This window comes from Ruegeria sp. CE6 (assembly GCF_056537485.1).
Genome location: NZ_JBQFRR010000003.1, coordinates 21,641 through 40,438, shown reverse-complemented (window position 1 = coordinate 40,438; position 18,798 = coordinate 21,641). Strand labels below are relative to the sequence as shown.

Genomic DNA, 18,798 nt, shown 5'->3' with positions numbered 1-18,798 from the left:
CCTTGATTCATCTTTTTCAAAAATACTCTCGCCGAAGGCGAAACTAATACCTCAACACCTGCCCTGACTTGCTGACCACGAACTTGCGCACATCGGCAAACCCTGGAGGGTTACGCTCGGCCAGCACCTGAAACGGACGCTGGGGCAAGATGATCGACCGTTGGGTGCGTGTGGCCCCGGTTTCGGCCCCTTGCGCGCCGAATGGGTCGAGAGCAAAGACCTCACGTTCGACGGTGGAAAACCAACCGGCGCGTTCTTCGATCACATCTTCGCTTTCCAGCTCTTCCGTGGTCCAGGCCAGCGCCCAATCCTGACCTTGCGGAGATTGCGCATCCTCCAGCACCTGCCGCAGGGGGCCGGATTGTTCGGTATAGGCCGAGGAATACATTGGCCCCACATGGATGCGGCGCAGGTGTTTGGGGTGCAGGTCGTCGAAATCCTGATCGAACCCTTTGGCTATGGTCACCAGTTTCAACCCGCCCAGAGACTGCGCCATCAGATGCGCCTGCACTTCGGGCCAGCGGCGTTGGTCTTTGGGAAGGGCGGTTTTGCCGCTATCCTCCAGCTGCATCAGATAGATCACCGGCAGGTTGATCTGGCTGTCATAGACCGCCCAGTGGATCATGAACTTGCGCCGTTCGCCCTCATTCCCGATCCAGTGGCATTCGGGATCGTTGCGGGCCCAGAACAGCTGACCTTTCAGCAATTCCTCATAGTAGAGCCTTTGTGACAGCGCGAATTGCAGCTTGGTGGGGATTTCCTGATCCCCAATGATCGTCCGCACCATGTCAGTTTTTAGGTCATCCTCGGACGGCATATTCGCCAGATGCACCTGCGCCTGCTGCGCGTCATTGGCCATGGTCAGCAGCTCAGCCGCCACCGGAAACCCGCTGTCACGCTTGTCCATCGCAAGGCTGCCAAAAAACCGTCCCGTATCGCGACCGACCAGCAGATACTTCATGGAAAGCGCGCGGAAGGTGTAGAGCAGCCCCGAGAGGTAGCGCGACACGATCCGCACCTCTTGCTTGCTGATTGCGCCCTCCGCCTCCATCGTCGCGGCCACGCGCAGGAGGTGGACGGTGATGACTTCGAATTTGCGGAAATAGCGGCGTGAGGCGAAGGTGTCGGTCAGGCCGACATGGTCTTGGGTGGGGTTGGTATCGGTCATCTTGGGGCGTCCAAGTCCTTCCCGTTTTTGTCGATATGAAACCACCATCTAAAGAGAGGCGAACCGACTCTATGCAGTACTACTTGAGGGTTGATCCCAACCGAGTACTGAAAACGCCGCCCCCTTTCGCTGCCCCAACTCAACCAACACAGAAGTCGCATTAAGCAAGCCGCAATTACTGCAATAAGCAATGCCTGTAGCACTTTAGGATAAGTCGGCTTCTGATCTATAAAACCAATTTTTTCCAAGAATCTCGGCACCTCCAAGGGACCAAGACTAACTGCTAGTAATAGAAATTGTTGGTGAGCGAAACGCACTTAACCACCATACAAATTCTTATCATGCTTCTCGACAATCGAGGCAAAGCGCCGCGCGAACCGCTCATCCGCCTTGGCCTTTTTCTCCAGCACGTCGCGGGCAAAGACCATGTGGTCCTCATGCGCCTCAAGCATGTCGGCCATTTTCTGGTTGGTCGCGGTGCCGATGGCGGCCATCGCCGTCTGCGCCTCTTGGTCAGTTTGCACGCCGATCTCGTTGATGCGGTGGGCCACGTCCTGCTGCTGCGCGGTTTTCAGCGATTTGGTCAGGGCATCATACAGCACCACGCGCTGTTGCGTATCTGTCTGCAGCTTGTTGATCAGCACCATCTGCGTCGCCGCCTGGTTCTGGAGTGAATCGACCCAGGTTTTACCCTTTTCGATATAGCGTTCCAGCGTCTGGGATTTGGCCAGCTTGACCTGCTCTTCCTGAACCTTGGCGTTGTATTGCTTATTCAGGTCAGCCAGTTCGGTTTCCAACTGAGTCCGCGCGGCGGCATCCTGTTCGACGCTGATCTTGTTTTCCAGCGTGATGATCGCCGGGTCCATGCCCTGAATCTCTGCCCGCAAAGCCTCCAGTTCGGCCACGGTCGCCTCGCGGTCGTCCAGCGTGACGGTCAGGTTGTCCTCGACCTTGACGCGCTGTTCTTCCAGCACGGCCAACTGTCCTTCAAGCAGTTTGACGATCACATCCGATTTAGCGATCAGGTCCTGTAGCTTGTCGTCGATATTGGCGGTGCGCATGCGTTCCTGCCGCATGGACTCGGATTTGGCCTTGGCGAAGATGCCGACGAACGACTCCCACCCGGTTTTCGAACGCATTTCGTCGAAATCCTTGGAAAACGCGTTGGTCACGTCGTCGAGCCCCATGATCAGCTCAGCGATGTTGGCGTTCATCACCTCGGTATGGGCGTGCACATCTTCCAAAGTGGCATTTTCAATGTCGATATCTGCCTCTGCGGTTCCGATCTTGGCACGCGCCGCTTCGATCCGTGAGGTCAAGCCTTCAATCTGCGACTGGCTTTCGCGGACTTTCTGTTGCGTCTCTTGAATCAATGCTTCGAATTGCTGGTTCGACATCTGCTATCCCTATTCTTCTTATCATCCAATGACATAGGGAATGTTATGGAAATTTACATCCCCTTAGGTCTCCAAATCACCAAGACTGTGACAAACTCGACGCTAAAAAGATAGAAGCAGAGACAAGGCCGAGACACATTGCCCGCTGGTTTTCAGAAGGGAAAATAGAAGCTCTTGGATTTCTTAAGTTGAAGCTGCCGATGGCAAGCTCAGTAGTTCGAATACCGGAAATTAACCACAGAATCATCTTGAATAGCGCAATGGGCTTTTATGTGGCTCCGCGCATCATTGCTGTCCTTTGAGCGCGCGACCTCCAAATCAATCAGATCGATGCCATCAGAATTCGTCGTATAGGAAAGCGTCCGCTCAAAATCGACGGCATAGTAGCCCTGATTGCTCATGGCGGTGTGGGTCCGATGCATACAAAGCCCGATCGCATTCTCCTCGGGCGAAACGTGCGGATGCTTCTGGTATTTTGATCCGTGCTTGTGATGGTGTTTGGCGATCGACGCTCCCAGCACACCCAACGCGACCCCAGCGATAAGCGCTCCTGTATCGTTGGCACGGGTTGGTGTCGCGGTCAGTGTGGTCGATGCAACAACGGCACAGACCATAGCGGCAAAAACGGATTTCATTCGCATCTATTTCGTCTCCCTCTGAAGGCACTGAACGAAATTCAGTTCATTGAAGTGTTCCAGAAGAGACTAGCCTGACGACCTAAACTATTGCCAGATTTTCGTGAAAACGTGTTGCCCACCATGTCCGTGTTGCGATGGATACAACTTCGCCCCGCGCCTGGAGGAACGCGGGGCGTGTGGTGCGACAACCCAGAGAGGCGGGACTGTCGCTAAGTGATCAACAGCCTCAGTTCACGGCTTTGGCGTCAACCACGTCCTTTTCAATGGCCTTGCCAGACGAAATTTCGATCCGGCGCGGTTTCAGCGCTTCTGGCACTTCGCGCTTCAGATCGATGTTCAGCATGCCGTTTTCATGGCTCGCGCCGGTGACACGAACGTGGTCGGCCAGAGCAAAGCGGCGCTCGAACGCGCGGGTGGCGATGCCACGGTGCAGGTAGCTGCGCTCTTTTTCGTCCGAAGCTTTCTTGCCGGAAACCACCAGAGAATTTTCCTTTACCTCAACCGACAGATCGGCCTCGGAAAACCCGGCAACAGCGACCGAAATGCGGTAGGTATCAGCATCGGTCTTTTCGATATTGTAAGGGGGATAGCTGGGCTGAGCCACGTCATTGGTCAAAACCCGGTCCATCATGTCTGCAATCTGGTCGAAACCGATGGTTGCGCGGTGAAGTGGTGCGAAGTCAAATGTACGCATGTCGTATCCTCATCTTTGAGCGATTCACAAAATTGCCCTCCGAAATGGACGGGCGGTGATTTATGCCGGACCCCAGCTTTGGCGATCCGGTAAAACTCAGATGGGAAGTAAAAGGACCGGGTTCAAGACCCGCCCGCGCTGAGGAATTTAGCACCCGAACTGGACTTGGCTGAACCCGGCTGCAATCTGCGGATTGTTGCCGTGGGTCGGGGCGCGTCACGACGCAATATCGCCTTGAGTTCCGAGACAATCCCCGACAGCTCCATCCCGTAGCCGATCTTGCGTTGACCATCCGATGCGCCCGCCGAAACAACCGACAGGATCTGCCAACGCGGGCCTTTTTTTGCTAAAATAGCGGAGCCCGACGAACCGAATGTAATATCGCAATCAAAGCTGATCAGCCCCTGCCCGCGTTGCAGGATGCGGCAAGAGCGTTGGCGCGTGATCGCCTCGGCCCGACCGCGACCATACGAGGCGACGCTGATTTCGCTGTCGCTGACGCGGCCGCTGTGCAGGGCGAACGGATCAGCAATCGAATAGGGAATCGGCTCTTCCAGCCGCATTAGAGCCACATCAATTCGAACACGTGACGCCGATACCGGCGCATTGGCAACAAAATCGGGATGGGTCGCAATCTGGATGACCTTGCGATCCGCAAGCGCCTGACCGTCGCTCAAACCGGCGCGAAAGGTCAATTCACCGGGGGCATAGGGTTTTCCGGTGGCCTTGCTCACAGCGCAATGCGCCGCTGTCAGCACGATGTCCTTTGCGATCAAAGTACCGGTGCAAAAGCCCTGTTCGCCGATATCCAGACGTCCGACCGCCTCCCACCCATACAGATCATCGCGATCCGTCAGTCGGCGCTTGCTGCTGGTCTGGGCCTGCGCGGCAGTTACGAGAATAGAAACAAGCAAGGTGATACTTAGAAAAACACGCATCATGGCTTAAGGAACTTTGCTCCGAGGTTTTTGGTGTTGTTGTCCAATGTGGCGTTCATACCCCGCCCCTGCGAAAGCTCGGCCCGCAACAATTCCAGCGATTCATCCAAGGCGGTGCCCAGCGCAACGCGTTGACCCTGCAATTCGGCCTTCGCTGCAACGACCGACACAATGCGTGGCCGCTCGCCGTCAAACGAAAAGATCGGCGCGCCGGATGCCCCAAAATCCACGTTGCAGGACATAACCAGAATTCCAGCCTGTCGCCCAATGACGGAACAGACTTCCTGCAGTGCTGGCGCTTCGGCGCGGTCATGCGCGTACGAGACAACCCCCACCTCTTGACCGCGGGCAGGACGACGTCCGGTTTCGAAAGGAATGACCGAGGTGTTGCGGATCGGCTGCCACAGCTCGATCAGCGCAATATCATGACGCACCCGCGTTGCAGAAACATTGCCTTCATACACATAGTCGGGGTGAACCACTGTTCGACGCGCCGGGCGATAAGCCGAGGCGGAACCGAGGCGCCAACCGGCCAGAAACTCGATCCGGGCCGGATTAATTCGCTGTTTCGTGGTTTTGTCGTACAGACAATGCGCAGCCGTCAGTACCAGAGTCGGAGATATCAGCGATCCGGTACAAAACCCGGTGCCGTCGATATCCAGCCGACCAACTGCCATCCACTCGCGCCCAGCATCGGTGGTTTCCAGGCTCCTAAGCCCAGTATCCTGCGCCTGTCCTGCCAAGGGCAGCAAGCTGAAGACAATAGCCGTGATCCAGTTGCGCACGCGGGTCTCCGGTCATGAGGTCCGACCAAGATTCGTATGCCGTTGGTGCGGCGAAAATAGGGCAATTGCCCCTTGGATGAAATTCAACCGGACCTGATGCGCGGGTGCAGCAATCGATCAGCGCAGTTGGGGTACCCCAGCCATGCCGTCGCGCAATGCGCGCGGTTCCGGCCCTCCGGTGGCCCAGTCCAGCAGCTCGACTGTGTGGACAACGGGCGTGTCAGTCCCAGAGCCGATCTGCATCATGCATCCGATGTTACCTGCCGCGATAACATCAGGATTCCTGGCCTCAAGCGTGCGCACTTTTCGTTGTTTCAACTGACCCGAAATCTCAGGCTGCATCAGGTTGTAGGTTCCTGCACTGCCACAGCACAAATGACTATCTTTAGGCTCTAACACTGTGAATCCAGCAGATTTCAGCAGGTTCTTGGGATAAGAGGTAACCTTTTGCCCATGCTGCAATGAACACGCCGCGTGGTAGGCAACAACCAGTTCTTTCTTGTCGCTGTCCGGCATCTCCAGCTGCACCAAAAGCTCACTGATATCCATCGCCAGGGCGGATACACGCCCCGCATCCGCCGCCAGCGGATCACTGCGGAACATGTGCCCATAATCTTTAACCGTGGTCCCACACCCCGAGGTGTTGATCACGATCGCGTCCAGACCATCACCATCCATTTCGCGTGTCCAGGCCCGGATATTGGCTGCAGCAGACGCATGGCTTTCACCGGTTTTACCCATGTGATGGGTCAACGCGCCACAACAGCTGGCACCTTCGACGACAACGACATCGCAGCCCAATCGGGTCAGCAGGCGAATCGTCGCGTCGTTGATGTCAGTGTTGAGCGCTTTTTGCGCACAGCCCGTCATTAGGGCGACGCGTTTCTTCTTAACGCCTTTTGCTGCAAAGCTCTGAGGGTCATCATTGCGACTAACCGGTGGAATATATCTCGGCGCCATGTCCAGCATCGCCTTCAGCCGGGCATCCGGCATCAGAAACCGGAACGGACGACCCAGCTTTGCCCCGATTAGAGCCCAGCGAAAGCGTGACGGATAAGGCAGGATTCTGGCCAATATCCAGCGCAGAGCCCGATCCGAGAACGGGCGCTTGTAGTTGTCTTCGATATATTCCCGTGCGTGGTCCACGAGGTGCATGTAATGCACGCCCGAGGGGCACGTGGTCATGCAGGCGAGGCAAGATAGGCAGCGATCGATATGCTTGACAGTCTTTTCGTCCGGAACACGCTCATTCTCCAACATGTCCTTGATCAGATAGATGCGCCCGCGAGGGCTGTCCAACTCATCGCCTAGCACCTGATAAGTCGGGCAGGTTGCTGTACAGAAACCACAGTGAACACAATTTCGGAGTATCTCGTTGGATCGCTGAATCGCTGGGTCTTGCAACTGCTTTTCGGTAAATTTCGTCTGCATCGCCTACCCCATCAGACCCGGATTGAACACGTTCCGAGGGTCAAATCTCTTCCGAATTGCCTTTGTTAGAGCCTGAATCTGCGTGCTCTCCGGTTGGAATCGCCCAAATTCAACGATGGTGTCAGCCTCTGCGCGTACCAGCGTTGCATGTCCTTCAAAGTGACCCAGTCGTGCACGCAGATCGGTGCCCTTTGGCACCAATACCCAGATCAAGCCCCCGCCCCAGTCAAATAAGGTTCGATCCGCGTCGATCCGTTCTGCAAGGCTGGCTGCATCGCCGGGTTTCACCGATAAGCGCCAGACATCACCTTCCAGATCCTGAAACGCACGCAGATCGCGCAGATCGACCCAGTGGTTGCTCGAATTCTCTAACTCGGTGCATTCGCCCCCAAGGATTTCGCGCAATCGACCTACCCGATAGGCAACAGAGTCGGCAAATCCTTCAATCCGCAACAGCGCCTGACCATCCAGTGGATCATAGGCTGCGCTGCTCACCTCGAAGGGGGATTTCAGGGCAGTGGACATGAGATCAACTGCGGTTCCTACATCAGCGGCCCCGACTGCCAGAGTGGTCTCGACCTCAGGTCTAGGCAGCACTTTCAGTGAGACCTCGGACAGCACCCCTAGCGTGCCCCAGGAACCCGCCATGAGCTTGACCAGATCGTAACCGGTGACATTCTTCATCACCCGCCCGCCATTCTTGATCACCTGCCCCAACCCGTCGACATAACGTACGCCCAACAGGAAATCCCGGCACGCGCCAGCCTGAATTCGACGCGGCCCCGAGATGTTGGCCGCGACAACACCGCCGATTGTCGGTTCCCCCGTGGTGCCCAGCAAACCGCGATGATCCATCGGCTCGAACGCCAGTTGCTGGCCCTCGGCCTCCAAAGCCGCTTCGATCTCAGTCACTGGAGTCCCGGCATGCGCGACCAGAGTCAATGCGCCCGGCTCATACTGTGTAATTCCGTGCAGTCCCGACAGGTTCAGCACAGGCTCGGGCCCATCAAGGCCGCGCGTGCCGCCTCCGGCAATACGCACTGGGCCATCCAGGCCGACAACGATGTCCGCAAGTTCAGCCTCGGTTTCAGGTGTCATGGCACTTCATCTTTTCGCAAATACTCTGGGTATTGATGGGGAAGGCTCATCTATTCCGCGGCCATCCTGCGCGTGGCAGACGCCTTTAGCGGAAACACCTTGGCTGGGTTCAACAGCCAATTCGGGTCAAACACATCTTTCACCGCCATCTGCGCCTCAAGATCCTGTGGTTCATATTGGTGTGTCATCAGATCACGCTTTTCGATGCCGACCCCATGCTCACCAGTCAGGCAGCCCCCCGCATCAACGCAAAGCTTCAGGATGTCCGCCCCGAACGCTTCACATTTCTCAAGATCGCCGGGTTTGTTGGCGTCAAACAGGATCAAGGGGTGCATGTTGCCGTCACCGGCATGGAACACATTGCCGACTGGCAGGCCATAATCTTTGCTCAGCTCCCCGATCCGGCGCAGGACGAAGGGTAGCGATGAGACCGGGATCGTCCCATCCAGACACATATAATCGTTGATTTGCCCCATCGCGCCAAAGGCCGATTTCCGCCCCAGCCAAATACGGGCGCTTTCATCAGCCGATTGGCTTTCTCGCAGCTCAACCGGATTATGCCGCTTGGCGATCTCGATAATCTTCGACAACTGACTATCGATCTCTGCCTCTGATCCTTCAACTTCGACGATCAGCAACGCCTCGCAATCAGGATAACCCGCTTGGGCGAAATTCTCGCAGGCTCGAATACAAAGGCGGTCCATGAACTCGATCGCGACAGGCAATATGCCCGATTTGATTATGTCAGAGACGCATTGACCGGCCACTTCATTATCGTCAAAGCCCATCAGAACGGGCCGCGCACCCTCAGGTTTGCGCAGGATGCGCAACGTTGCTTCAGTTACGACACCCAATTGCCCTTCGGATCCGCAGATAACACCCAACAGGTCCAACCCGCCTGCATCCAGATAGGCACCTCCAATTTCGACCACGCTGCCATCCATCATGACCATAGTCACACCCATCAGATTGTTGGTCGTCACCCCGTATTTCAGGCAATGCGCCCCGCCCGAATTCATCGCGATATTCCCGGCAATGGCGCAGGCAAGCTGGGATGAGGGATCGGGAGCGTAAAAGAAATCCTCTTCTTCAACGGCACCGGTTACACTCAGGTTGGTTCGGCCGGATTGCACCTTGATAAACCTGTTGTCGTAATCGATTTCCAGAACTTCGTTCATCCGTGCAACGCCTAGAATCACACAATCTGCCGTCGGCAGGGCGCCACCGGCCAATGACGTGCCCGCGCCGCGCGGTACAACCGGCACACCCAGTTCATGGCAAATACGCAAGACATCGGAAACCTGCTGCGTGGTCGAAGGCAGTACAGCCAGCATTGGCGGGCATTTATAGGCGGTCAGCGCATCACATTCATAAGCCCTTGTCTCGGCCTCTTCATGGATAACAGCATCCTTCGGCAGCACTTGCTGTAGTCGCGCAACCAATGCCTGCTTGCGTGCTAAGACATCCGGATTTGGCTTGGGCATTTCCATCGCTGATCCTCCATTTGGTAAAATTATATTACCAATTTTATCGACTGGCAAGTTACCGAATCCAACAATAGTGTCGCGGCATGACCTGGATCGACCGCACATTACTGTTTTCCTCGCTGGACTATGCTGCCGTTTTGCTGTTGTTCGCGACATGGCTAGGGATTGGATGGAGGATCGAAAATCCGTCCTCTCAGAAACCGTCGGTTTCATTGATGATGGATGATTTCCGCAAGGTCTGGATGCGTGAAATGGTGACGCGCCAGCCGCGTGTGTTCGATGCACAAGTGATCTCGGCCATGCGCCAGGGCAGCACGTTCTTCGCTTCGACAATCATGATTGCAATAGGCGGCGGCTTGGCATTGCTTGGCAATACCGAACGCCTTGCTGGGGTTGCTGAAGATCTTGCCATCGGCCGTGCGCCTGCCATGGTTTGGGAAATCAAGATACTGATTATTCTGCTTTTTCTGTCGAACGCTTTTCTGAAATTTGTCTGGTCGCATCGCCTGTTTGGGTATTGCGCAATTCTGATGGCCGCTGTTCCAAATGATCCCGATGATCCACAGGCCTATCCACGCGCCACACAATCTGCTGATATCTGCATCACGGCGGCTCGTAGTTTCAATCGCGCGTTGCGGGCGACATATTTTGCGTTGGCTTCAATCGCATGGATACTTGGACCGGTAGCCCTGATCCTAAGCTCAATCGCCACATTCGGTGTGCTCTATCGTCGCGAATTCGCCTCGCATTCACGCACCGTAATCATGACTGCGCCACCAAACACAGAGTCGTGATCGCGATGCGATGCGCGAGCGCATAGTTTGACCCCATGCGATATCTGATTCTCAGCGCCTTACTGGCCAGCCCCGCATTCGCCGACCCTCCGATGGTCGAACAGGTTTCAGCCCAATCAAATGGGGATACCTGGCGGTTCGACGTCACGATCCGCCACTCCGACACCGGATGGGATGACTATGCCGATGGCTGGCGTGTTCTGGATATGCAGGGGAACGAGCTGGGGATGCGTGTGCTGCATCACCCTCATGTCGATGAGCAGCCCTTTACACGTTCACTTGGCGGGGTGGTGATTCCGGACGGGACCACGCAGGTGCAAATTCAGGCGCGCGACAATGTCGGTGGTTGGAGCGAAGACACGACCGTGGTCGATCTGAACTGACCCTCAGAACACCCCGAGGCTGAGACCTGCGGCCAAGGCCGCTCCAACCTCACGACAGTTTTCAAGTTGTTCTTCAGGAATGATCTTTTCGGCCAAGATCGCTTTGGGTGTTTGCGCATGAGTGCAGATGATCAGGGGCGGTTGCACCTCTTTCAACCGCCACCCCGTTGCGATCCGAGCCATCTGGCGCGCGGCATTTTCGCCATCTGATCCGGCGCAGACCATCTGCGCATAGGGTCGACCTTCGATCCTCCCCAGCACAGGATAATAACAGCGGTCGAAAAACTCTTTCATCAGACCCGAAATCGCGGCCAGGTTCTCGGGCGCGCAGAAGATATAGCCATCGGAGGCCAGCAAGTCGTTCGGCCCGGCCTGATCGGCGGCTTTCAGGATGGTGTTCGCTTCATCCCGCGCCGCTTCGGCTGCGGCTTCAGCCATTTGCCGGGTGCCGCCGGTGCGCGAATGGTAGACGATCAATAGCTGCGCCATGTCAGACCCGGTGATAAGGGCCGCCTGAAAGGATGGTCGCGGCCCGGTAAAGTTGCTCGGCCAGCATCACACGGACCAACATATGGGGCCAGACCATTGACCCAAAGGATAGGGAAAAATCAGCCTCCGCCCGCAGATTTGGGTCTATTCCGTCCGCTCCGCCGATGATCAGCGCCAGATCCTGTCGGCCCGCGTCGCGCCATCCACCCAGCTTTTTTGCAAATTCAGGCGAGGACAACACCCGTCCGCGCTCATCTAGCGTACAGATCACCACACCCTTGGGCAGCGCCTTGCGCAGCAGGGCCGCCTCGGCCCCCATGCCTGCGTTTTTCTTGTCTTCGACCTCGATCACCTTCGCAGGACCAAGGCCCAGCGCGCGGCCGGTCCTGTCAAATCGGGTCAGGTAGTCGTCAAGCAGGGATTTCTCCGGTCCGGCGCGCAATCGCCCGACCGCAACGATGCTGATACGCATGTCTCTCTCGCCTCCGACCCCTCAATACAGGCCGGGATAGCGCCTCAATTCGCCGAGGCGCTGCCGCCCTGAGGCAGCCACATCTTTTCCAGCTGATAGAATTCACGCACTTCGGGGCGGAAGATATGAACGACCACGTCGCCCGTATCGATCAGCACCCAGTCGCCGGCATCCTTGCCTTCGACCTTCGAGGTGAAACCGAATTCCTGCTTGATGCGATCCGTCAGCTTTTCCGCCATGGCCGAGACCTGGCGGGTCGACCGACCTGAGGCAATCACCATGTGATCCGCAACAGAAGACTTACCTTGCAGGTTGATCTGCACGACGTCTTCGGCCTTGTCATCGGAAAGTGAGGAAAGGATACGTTCAAGCAGCTTGTCGCTGATTGACTGAGAGTGGGCCATTACACCGGCCCCATCATCGGCGGGCAAACCCGCCTGTGTATGTAGAGACAGGACATAGTCCTCCTTTGCTGCGCGCCGCCAAACCCCGGCGCCGGGGTACTAATAAGGTAACAAGGGGATTGCAACATTTCAATGAAAGGGCCGACGCTGCGCCCCACATCCAGTCACTCTTTGGCGAGATGTTGCACCTCGGCGTCGGCCTCCAGGCCGCCCAATACGCGGATTTCACGCTGCGGGAACGGAAGCGAGATGTCTTCGACCTTGAACGCATCCCACAGCGCCAGGAAGACATTGCCTCGAATGTTTGTCAGACCCTTGTTCGGATCACTGATCCAGAAGCGCAACACATAGTCCACGCTGCTGTCACCGAAACCAGTGATATGGCAGACAGGTTCATGTTTGCCTCCACTCAGCACTCGACCGACCGTCTTGACGGCACGGATCGCTGTCGCGCGGACTTTGTGCGGGTCGTCGTCGTAGCTGGTGCCGAAATCAAGATCCAACCGCACGAAACGGTCGGAATGCGACCAGTTTACAACCTGATTGGTAATCAGATCTTCGTTTGGAATCAGATATTCCCGACCATCCCGCGTAACCACCGAGACATAGCGCGCGCCCAGCGCGTTAATCCAACCAAATGTGTCGCCCAGTGAAATCACGTCGCCCGGTTTGATCGACCGGTCCATCAGGATGATAATGCCCGAGATCAGGTTCGAAACCACTTTTTGCAGGCCAAACCCGATCCCGACGCCAATGGCCCCGGACAGCAACGCTATGCCAGTCAGATCAAACCCGAGGGTGCGGATCGCCGCCATGAACACCGCCCCGTAGAGCAGCACCTGAATACCCTTGGCCAGAAGAACCTGCATCGATGGTGTTATGTCTTGATTGTTCGTAAGGCCGCGCTCAGCCGCGCGTGTGCCGACACGCGCCAAAGTCAGCAGGACGCCGATCAGCAGTACAGCCTTGATGATGCCCAGCGCCGAGATATGAAGATCACCGATAGAAATGGCGACGCCATCAAGGAACCCGGCTACATCATCCGTCAGGTTCAACGCAATCAACGTGGCATAGACCCACATAGACCATTTAAATATTTGTCGCAGCGTTCGGTTTCTCACCAATCGCGAAACCAACGCGATGGCCAGCCATGCGACAGCCAGCGTTGCGAAGACACCAAGTATATAGCTCCGCGACGGCCATGTGACCTGTTGCATCACCAGATAAAGCCCACCAGACAGCAACACAAAATACACCAGCGTCAGACGGCGCATCAGTTGGATCAATATCCGCAGACGCCATTTCGGCCATCCCACCCGGGCCCTCGCCCAGGTTTCCCATCGGCCCTGCGTCAGCAGTTTCAGCAAGAATGAGATTGCCCAGAGAAACAGGATGATGATGAGTTGATACTGCCGCCATCCCGGGGTGACGATCAACTCGACCAGACCTTCAATTTGCGAGGAAAACGCCGCCGTCATGTTGGCGTAAAGCTCCGAGAGCGTCTCCGGTAGTAAATCCTGGTTCATTCACCTCTCCTGCAGGTCAGCTTGGACAGCGATGCTGGATGATGCAAGCCCGCAGTGAGACGGTTGGGATTGAACCTTGATTGACACGAATGCCCGTTATATCTGGTGCGTATGAGACTCAATGTGGCCCAAGAACAGAATCTGGAAGATCGCGCGCGTCTGCGTGAACGGTTCTTTGGGGCTGCCCGCACGGTCTTGGCCCGCCTATCGGCGGCCTAAGCCAACTCGCCAGCTATTTCTCATTACATACGGGAGAGGACCGATGTCCCCCAAAACACTCTATGACAAGATCTGGGATGCCCATGTCGCCCACGAGGCCGATGATGGCACCTGCCTGCTGTATATCGACCGCCATCTGGTGCACGAAGTGACCAGCCCACAGGCATTCGAAGGCCTGCGCATGGCGGGCCGCAAGGTGCGCGCGCCAGAAAAAACCATCGCCGTGCCGGATCACAACGTTCCGACCACGCCGGACCGTGTGAATGGTATCGAAAACCCGGAATCACGCATTCAGGTCGAGGCACTGGACAAGAACGCCAAAGATTTCGGCATTCACTATTACCCTGTGCACGACGTCCGTCAGGGCATTGTGCATATCGTCGGCCCCGAACAGGGCTGGACCCTGCCCGGCATGACCGTTGTTTGCGGCGACAGCCACACGGCGACTCATGGTGCATTCGGCGCTCTGGCCCACGGCATCGGCACGTCCGAGGTTGAACACGTTCTGGCCACCCAGACTCTGATCCAGAAGAAGTCCAAGAATATGAAGGTCGAAATCACCGGCAAACTGCAGCCAGGTGTGACCGCCAAAGATATCACTCTGGCTGTGATCGGCGAGACCGGTACTGCTGGCGGCACAGGTTATGTCATCGAGTATTGCGGCGAAGCGATCCGCGATCTTTCGATGGAAGGGCGCATGACCGTCTGTAACATGGCCATCGAAGGCGGTGCCCGCGCTGGCCTGATCGCACCGGATGAGACCACCTTTGAATATGTCAAAGGCCGCCCGCATGCCCCCAAAGGCGCGCAGTGGGAAGCCGCGATGGACTGGTGGAAGACGCTTTACACCGACGAAGATGCGCATTTCGATAAAGTCATCACGCTGCGTGGTGAAGATATCGCGCCAGTCGTCACTTGGGGCACCAGTCCCGAAGATGTGCTGCCGATCACCGCATCCGTACCACATCCCGAAGATTTCGAAGGCGGTAAAGTCGACGCGGCCCGCCGTTCGATCGAGTATATGGGCTTGGAAGCCGGTCAAAAGCTGAGCGATGTTGAAATCGACACCGTTTTCATCGGCTCTTGCACCAACGGTCGGATCGAAGACCTGCGCGCTGCGGCGGAAATCCTGAAAGGCAAGAAGATCAAGGACGGCATGCGCGCCATGGTCGTACCGGGTTCGGGTTTGGTGCGTGCACAGGCCGAAGAAGAAGGTTTGGCCGAGATCTTCAAAGATGCCGGTTTCGAGTGGCGTCTCGCGGGCTGTTCAATGTGTCTGGCGATGAACCCCGACCAGCTGCAACCGGGCGAGCGCTGTGCCGCGACTTCGAACCGCAACTTCGAAGGCCGTCAGGGTCGAGGTGGGCGTACCCATCTGCTGAGCCCCGCAATGGCTGCCGCTGCGGCAATCACAGGACGGCTGACAGACGTCCGTGAATTGATGTAAGAGTCTCTCATATCTAGATATTTGATGGAGAGACTAACATGAGTGATTGGGTCAAATGGCTACTGCTTGGACTTTTGTCCATAGCATTCGGGGTGTTCGTATTGGGCGCGCCGGTCGTAGCATCCGTTGCCGTAACAGTAGTAACCGGTGTGTTGCTGTTGATTGCGGGCGGAATGCAGATCGTTGGTGGCTTCACGGTTGAAGGCACTGGCAACAAGATCCTGTCACTCATCATGGGTGCGGTCATGCTGTTTCTGGGCTGGTCCTTTCTGGATCACCCGCTGCAGGGCACGCTGACGCTGGCAACTGTGATGCTCATCCTGTTCATGGCAGGCGGCATCGCGCGGGTCATTCTGTCGTTCCAGATGAAAGGAACGCAGTTTTTCTGGCCCACGATGATCTCGGGCATCTTGTCGATCATCCTCGCCGGCATCATCTGGACCTATGTAGGCAAGGAACCGGCTGCTCTGCTGAGCATACTGGGGATCTTCCTGGGCATTGAGATGCTGTTCAACGGGTTCGGATTGGTCTTCATGGCGTTCTTCGTCAAGAACGCACCCAAGGACGAAACAACAGAAGCGAAAGAAGCTTAAACGCGGAGTACGGGCGCGGCCCTACCCCGCAGGAGTGTAGAAATGGAAAAGTTCGAAAAAGTCCACGGGGTGGCCGCCCCAATGCCACTGATCAATATCGACACCGATATGATCATTCCCAAAGTGCACCTGAAAACCATCAAACGCTCTGGCCTGGGTGTCGTGCTGTTTGATGAGATGCGCTATCACGATCATGGCGGCGAGAACGAAGATTTCGTTCTGAACAAACCCGCTTATCGCAACACCGAGATTCTGGTGGCTGGCGACAATTTCGGTTGCGGCTCGTCGCGGGAACATGCGCCATGGGCGATCAAGGATTTCGGTATCAAGGTGGTGATCTCGACCAGCTTCGCCGACATCTTTTTCAACAACTGCTTCAAGAATGGCATCCTGCCAATCGTAGTCGAAGAAGAGCATCACGCGATTCTTATGGATGACGCGCACAAGGGTGAAAACGCCCGCATGACCGTGCATCTGGAAGATCAGCAGATTACCACTTCGGATGGTATGGTCATCGAGTTCGACATTGACCCACACCGCAAGCACTGCCTGCTGAACGGTCTGGACGATATTGGCCTGACGATGGAAAAAGACCATCACATCGACAAGTTCGAAGATCATGCGAGTCAGGCCCGCCCCTGGGTATGATTCTGGGGACGAATCTGTTGATACTCAACCTAACAGGGTCGCAAGCGCGGCCCTGTTCGCATTCTTGGGGCAAAAACCCAGTGCACCACAACATATAGGTATCAATTTGAGATACACGTCGGATTTGCGTCGAAATTGATGCAATCCCGCACCAGTTGCGCCATCATTTTGCCCGAAATTGCGTGTTATTTGCTCATTGGCTTGAGCGAAATACCGCTTATCGGCAAAGTTGGCACCCATGAGGTAGCCGCCAACGAACGAGCGGTGAGCACAAGTTGGACGATAAGTCGGCACAGAATCGACTACGCCGGTTTGGAAAAGGGTTCGGATTGTGATTGCACGCACAACGGGGGCGGCGATACGTGGATTATTGGTAGCACTTATGGTGCTTACCCCTGCGTTGTACCTGCCTACATCGACGTCGAATGGGACTGAGATTGTCGTCTTTCTGGCGATCCTTGCGTTTATCCTGACTTTCTCGGAATACAACTCGGCCTTTCCAAGCTTTATCGAATTTCGTGACGCACCACCTGTGAACAGGCTGCGCTTTGTCGGTTTGATGTCGATGGTTACCTTCCTGACGCTGATCTGCAAAAACGCCTATGCCCCCTCGGAACTTACTGGCCTGTTTTATTCAGTTGGCCTGATGGTCGCGAATGTGGTGGATTTCCCCTACTCCCCCGTTCGTCTTGTGGTTTTGATGCTGCCCGCCGACGCCAGCCAGCCCCTCGTAGATTTGGTGCGTATCTCCGCCAGCGTCGCTTATGTCGCGGCCTTGGTTACCATCGCCAGCTTTGCCTATGCAGTGAAGCTTCGGGGATGGCCAACAGGCAACGGCGCGTTCAACGTCTGGACCAATCTGCCCCTGTTTGACCCAACCAAGGGTGGTGATGTGGTCACCCGTCTGCAGCGTGACGGGCGGCTCAACATCGCAATTGGGGCTTTGCTGCCTTTCCTGATTCCCGCCCTGATCAAACTGATGGCTGCTTTCATCACGCCGATCGCGCTCAGCAATCCGCAGACATTGATCTGGACCCTTTGCGCATGGGCATTCCTGCCTGCCAGCATGATCATGCGAGGCATGGCGACACTACGCATTGCCGGCCTGATCGTTGAGAAGCGCCGCGCATACTCAACCTCCGAGTCAACTCAGATCGCATGATCCGACTGCTGGTTCTGTTGCTGTTGCCGTTTACGGCACAGGCAGAGACATTGCGCATCGCAAGTTTCAATACAGAACTCAGTCGCGAGGGTCCCGGCCTGTTGCTGCGTGATATTCGGCGGAACGACCCTCAGGTCGCTGCGGTGATCGAGGTGCTGATGACAACCCGTCCCGATATCGTCGCGCTGCAAGGCATCGATTGGGATTTAGACGGGCTTGCCCTTGCTGCGCTGGTCGAGGCGCTGAAAAGCAACGGCTTGGATTATCGATACAGTTACGCCGAGCAACCCAATTCCGGGATCGAAACCGCGTTGGATCTGGATGGGGACGGCGAGACGGGCGGCCCGGGCGATGCACAAGGCTGGGGGCGGTTCACCGGCCAGAATGGGCTGGCAGTGCTGTCCCGCTATCCTATCGCTACCGATCAAGTGCGGTCATTCACCCAGTTGCGGTGGCGCGACTTGCCGAATGCCCAGTTGCCAGCCGAGGATGGAGAGCCCTTCCCATCACCACAAGCGCAGGCTGTTCAGCGGCTGTCTTCTACATCGCATTGGGTCGTTCCGGTCGACACCCCGAGTGGTCTCCTAAACCTGATGACGTTTCACGCCAGCCCGCCTGTCTTTGATGGACCTGAAGATCGGAACGGACTGCGCAACCGGGATGAAATTCGGCTCTGGTCGCTTTTGCTGAACGGTGATCTGGGTGAGAAACCTATGGGGCGTTTTGTCATCGCAGGTGATGCGAACCAGGATCCTTACAAAGGCGAGGGTCGCAAAACGGCAATCCGTAATCTTCTGGCCAATCCGCAACTGCAGGATCCGATGCCTGTTGACCCTGCGGGGTCAACTTCAACAGTTTTGTGGAAGGGCGTTGGCGAGATGAGAGTGGATTATGTCCTACCTTCGGCGGATTGGCGTGTGCACGATGCGGGCATTTACTGGCCGGAACCCACATCGCGTGACGCGGCCGTCGCCGCAAGCCGTCACCGGCTTGTCTGGGTCGATCTATTCGACGAATAGGCTTCG

General features: G+C 56.4%; 21 protein-coding genes. 8 read left to right on the top strand and 13 right to left on the bottom strand.

The features are described 5' to 3' along the window. Nucleotides 1-43: 43 nt before the first annotated feature. The 9 genes from ACR0DK_RS14080 to ACR0DK_RS14040 all read right to left on the bottom strand — a co-directional run bounded on the left by ACR0DK_RS14080 (nt 44) and on the right by ACR0DK_RS14040 (nt 9,639). Nucleotides 44-1,168: a hypothetical protein gene (locus tag ACR0DK_RS14080; RefSeq protein ID WP_480736686.1), complete on the bottom strand. Its 1,125-nt coding sequence runs from the start codon at nt 1,166-1,168 to the stop codon at nt 44-46. Nucleotides 1,169-1,485: 317 nt separating this feature from the next. Then, complete coding sequence (locus ACR0DK_RS14075) at nt 1,486-2,565, bottom strand: hypothetical protein (protein WP_480707558.1); 1,080 nt, start codon at nt 2,563-2,565, stop codon at nt 1,486-1,488. Nucleotides 2,566-2,774: 209 nt separating this feature from the next. Then, entirely contained in the window at nt 2,775-3,206 is a 432-nt protein-coding gene (locus ACR0DK_RS14070) for a hypothetical protein (protein WP_170515464.1), read from the bottom strand. A 223-nt stretch (nt 3,207-3,429) separates the two neighbouring features. Further along, the gene (locus ACR0DK_RS14065) at nt 3,430-3,897 is read right to left on the bottom strand and encodes an Hsp20 family protein (protein ID WP_170395206.1); all 468 of its coding nucleotides are present in this window, start codon (nt 3,895-3,897) and stop codon (nt 3,430-3,432) included. A gap of 122 nt (nt 3,898-4,019) precedes the next feature. Next, a complete protein-coding gene (locus ACR0DK_RS14060; RefSeq protein ID WP_170396061.1) occupies nt 4,020-4,835 on the bottom strand; it encodes a trypsin-like serine protease in 816 nt (271 codons plus the stop codon). Continuing rightward, the gene (locus tag ACR0DK_RS14055; protein ID WP_170423291.1) at nt 4,835-5,620 is read right to left on the bottom strand and encodes a trypsin-like serine peptidase; all 786 of its coding nucleotides are present in this window, start codon (nt 5,618-5,620) and stop codon (nt 4,835-4,837) included. The genes ACR0DK_RS14060 and ACR0DK_RS14055 overlap by 1 nt, the downstream gene beginning before the upstream one ends. A gap of 117 nt (nt 5,621-5,737) precedes the next feature. Beyond that, a complete protein-coding gene (glcF, locus tag ACR0DK_RS14050) occupies nt 5,738-7,051 on the bottom strand; it encodes a glycolate oxidase subunit GlcF (RefSeq protein WP_480736682.1) in 1,314 nt (437 codons plus the stop codon). Between the two features lie 3 nt (nt 7,052-7,054). Next, on the bottom strand, nt 7,055-8,149 hold the full coding sequence (locus ACR0DK_RS14045; protein ID WP_480736680.1) for an FAD-binding protein: 1,095 nt from the start codon (nt 8,147-8,149) through the stop codon (nt 7,055-7,057). A gap of 50 nt (nt 8,150-8,199) precedes the next feature. Further along, the gene (locus ACR0DK_RS14040; RefSeq protein WP_170423285.1) at nt 8,200-9,639 is read right to left on the bottom strand and encodes an FAD-linked oxidase C-terminal domain-containing protein; all 1,440 of its coding nucleotides are present in this window, start codon (nt 9,637-9,639) and stop codon (nt 8,200-8,202) included. Nucleotides 9,640-9,719: 80 nt separating this feature from the next. On the opposite strand from ACR0DK_RS14040, the gene ACR0DK_RS14035 reads away from it, so the two are divergent. After that, nucleotides 9,720-10,430 carry a DUF599 domain-containing protein gene (locus ACR0DK_RS14035; RefSeq protein ID WP_480437407.1) on the top strand — a complete coding sequence of 237 codons (711 nt, stop codon included), beginning with the start codon at nt 9,720-9,722 and terminating at the stop codon, nt 10,428-10,430. A gap of 35 nt (nt 10,431-10,465) precedes the next feature. Next, on the top strand, nt 10,466-10,813 hold the full coding sequence (locus ACR0DK_RS14030; RefSeq protein WP_223117432.1) for a hypothetical protein: 348 nt from the start codon (nt 10,466-10,468) through the stop codon (nt 10,811-10,813). 3 nt (nt 10,814-10,816) lie between these two features. Here ACR0DK_RS14030 and ACR0DK_RS14025 read toward each other — a convergent pair whose 3' ends face one another. From ACR0DK_RS14025 to ACR0DK_RS14010, 4 genes are all read right to left on the bottom strand, one after another. Beyond that, nucleotides 10,817-11,302: a flavodoxin family protein gene (locus ACR0DK_RS14025; protein WP_223117431.1), complete on the bottom strand. Its 486-nt coding sequence runs from the start codon at nt 11,300-11,302 to the stop codon at nt 10,817-10,819. A 1-nt stretch (nt 11,303) separates the two neighbouring features. Beyond that, nucleotides 11,304-11,774 (bottom strand): 23S rRNA (pseudouridine(1915)-N(3))-methyltransferase RlmH, encoded by a 471-nt coding sequence (gene rlmH / locus ACR0DK_RS14020; protein WP_170515789.1) that lies wholly within the window; start codon nt 11,772-11,774, stop codon nt 11,304-11,306. Nucleotides 11,775-11,818: 44 nt separating this feature from the next. Continuing rightward, nucleotides 11,819-12,178: a ribosome silencing factor gene (gene rsfS, locus ACR0DK_RS14015; protein ID WP_039541351.1), complete on the bottom strand. Its 360-nt coding sequence runs from the start codon at nt 12,176-12,178 to the stop codon at nt 11,819-11,821. A 164-nt stretch (nt 12,179-12,342) separates the two neighbouring features. Further along, a complete protein-coding gene (locus tag ACR0DK_RS14010; RefSeq protein ID WP_170395177.1) occupies nt 12,343-13,704 on the bottom strand; it encodes a mechanosensitive ion channel family protein in 1,362 nt (453 codons plus the stop codon). A gap of 123 nt (nt 13,705-13,827) precedes the next feature. Here ACR0DK_RS14010 and ACR0DK_RS14005 point away from each other — a divergent pair, with 123 nt between their 5' ends. The 6 genes from ACR0DK_RS14005 to ACR0DK_RS13980 all read left to right on the top strand — a co-directional run bounded on the left by ACR0DK_RS14005 (nt 13,828) and on the right by ACR0DK_RS13980 (nt 18,792). Next, entirely contained in the window at nt 13,828-13,923 is a 96-nt protein-coding gene (locus tag ACR0DK_RS14005) for an isopropylmalate isomerase (RefSeq protein ID WP_260023663.1), read from the top strand. Between the two features lie 43 nt (nt 13,924-13,966). Then, nucleotides 13,967-15,370 (top strand): 3-isopropylmalate dehydratase large subunit, encoded by a 1,404-nt coding sequence (gene leuC, locus ACR0DK_RS14000; RefSeq protein ID WP_170395174.1) that lies wholly within the window; start codon nt 13,967-13,969, stop codon nt 15,368-15,370. A 38-nt stretch (nt 15,371-15,408) separates the two neighbouring features. Then, nucleotides 15,409-15,963 carry an HdeD family acid-resistance protein gene (locus tag ACR0DK_RS13995; protein ID WP_170395171.1) on the top strand — a complete coding sequence of 185 codons (555 nt, stop codon included), beginning with the start codon at nt 15,409-15,411 and terminating at the stop codon, nt 15,961-15,963. A gap of 42 nt (nt 15,964-16,005) precedes the next feature. After that, complete coding sequence (gene leuD, locus ACR0DK_RS13990; protein WP_170395169.1) at nt 16,006-16,611, top strand: 3-isopropylmalate dehydratase small subunit; 606 nt, start codon at nt 16,006-16,008, stop codon at nt 16,609-16,611. A gap of 331 nt (nt 16,612-16,942) precedes the next feature. Beyond that, nucleotides 16,943-17,773 (top strand): hypothetical protein, encoded by an 831-nt coding sequence (locus ACR0DK_RS13985; RefSeq protein WP_170395166.1) that lies wholly within the window; start codon nt 16,943-16,945, stop codon nt 17,771-17,773. After that, nucleotides 17,770-18,792 carry an endonuclease/exonuclease/phosphatase family protein gene (locus tag ACR0DK_RS13980; RefSeq protein ID WP_480736673.1) on the top strand — a complete coding sequence of 341 codons (1,023 nt, stop codon included), beginning with the start codon at nt 17,770-17,772 and terminating at the stop codon, nt 18,790-18,792. The genes ACR0DK_RS13985 and ACR0DK_RS13980 overlap by 4 nt, the downstream gene beginning before the upstream one ends. Nucleotides 18,793-18,798 lie beyond the last annotated feature (6 nt).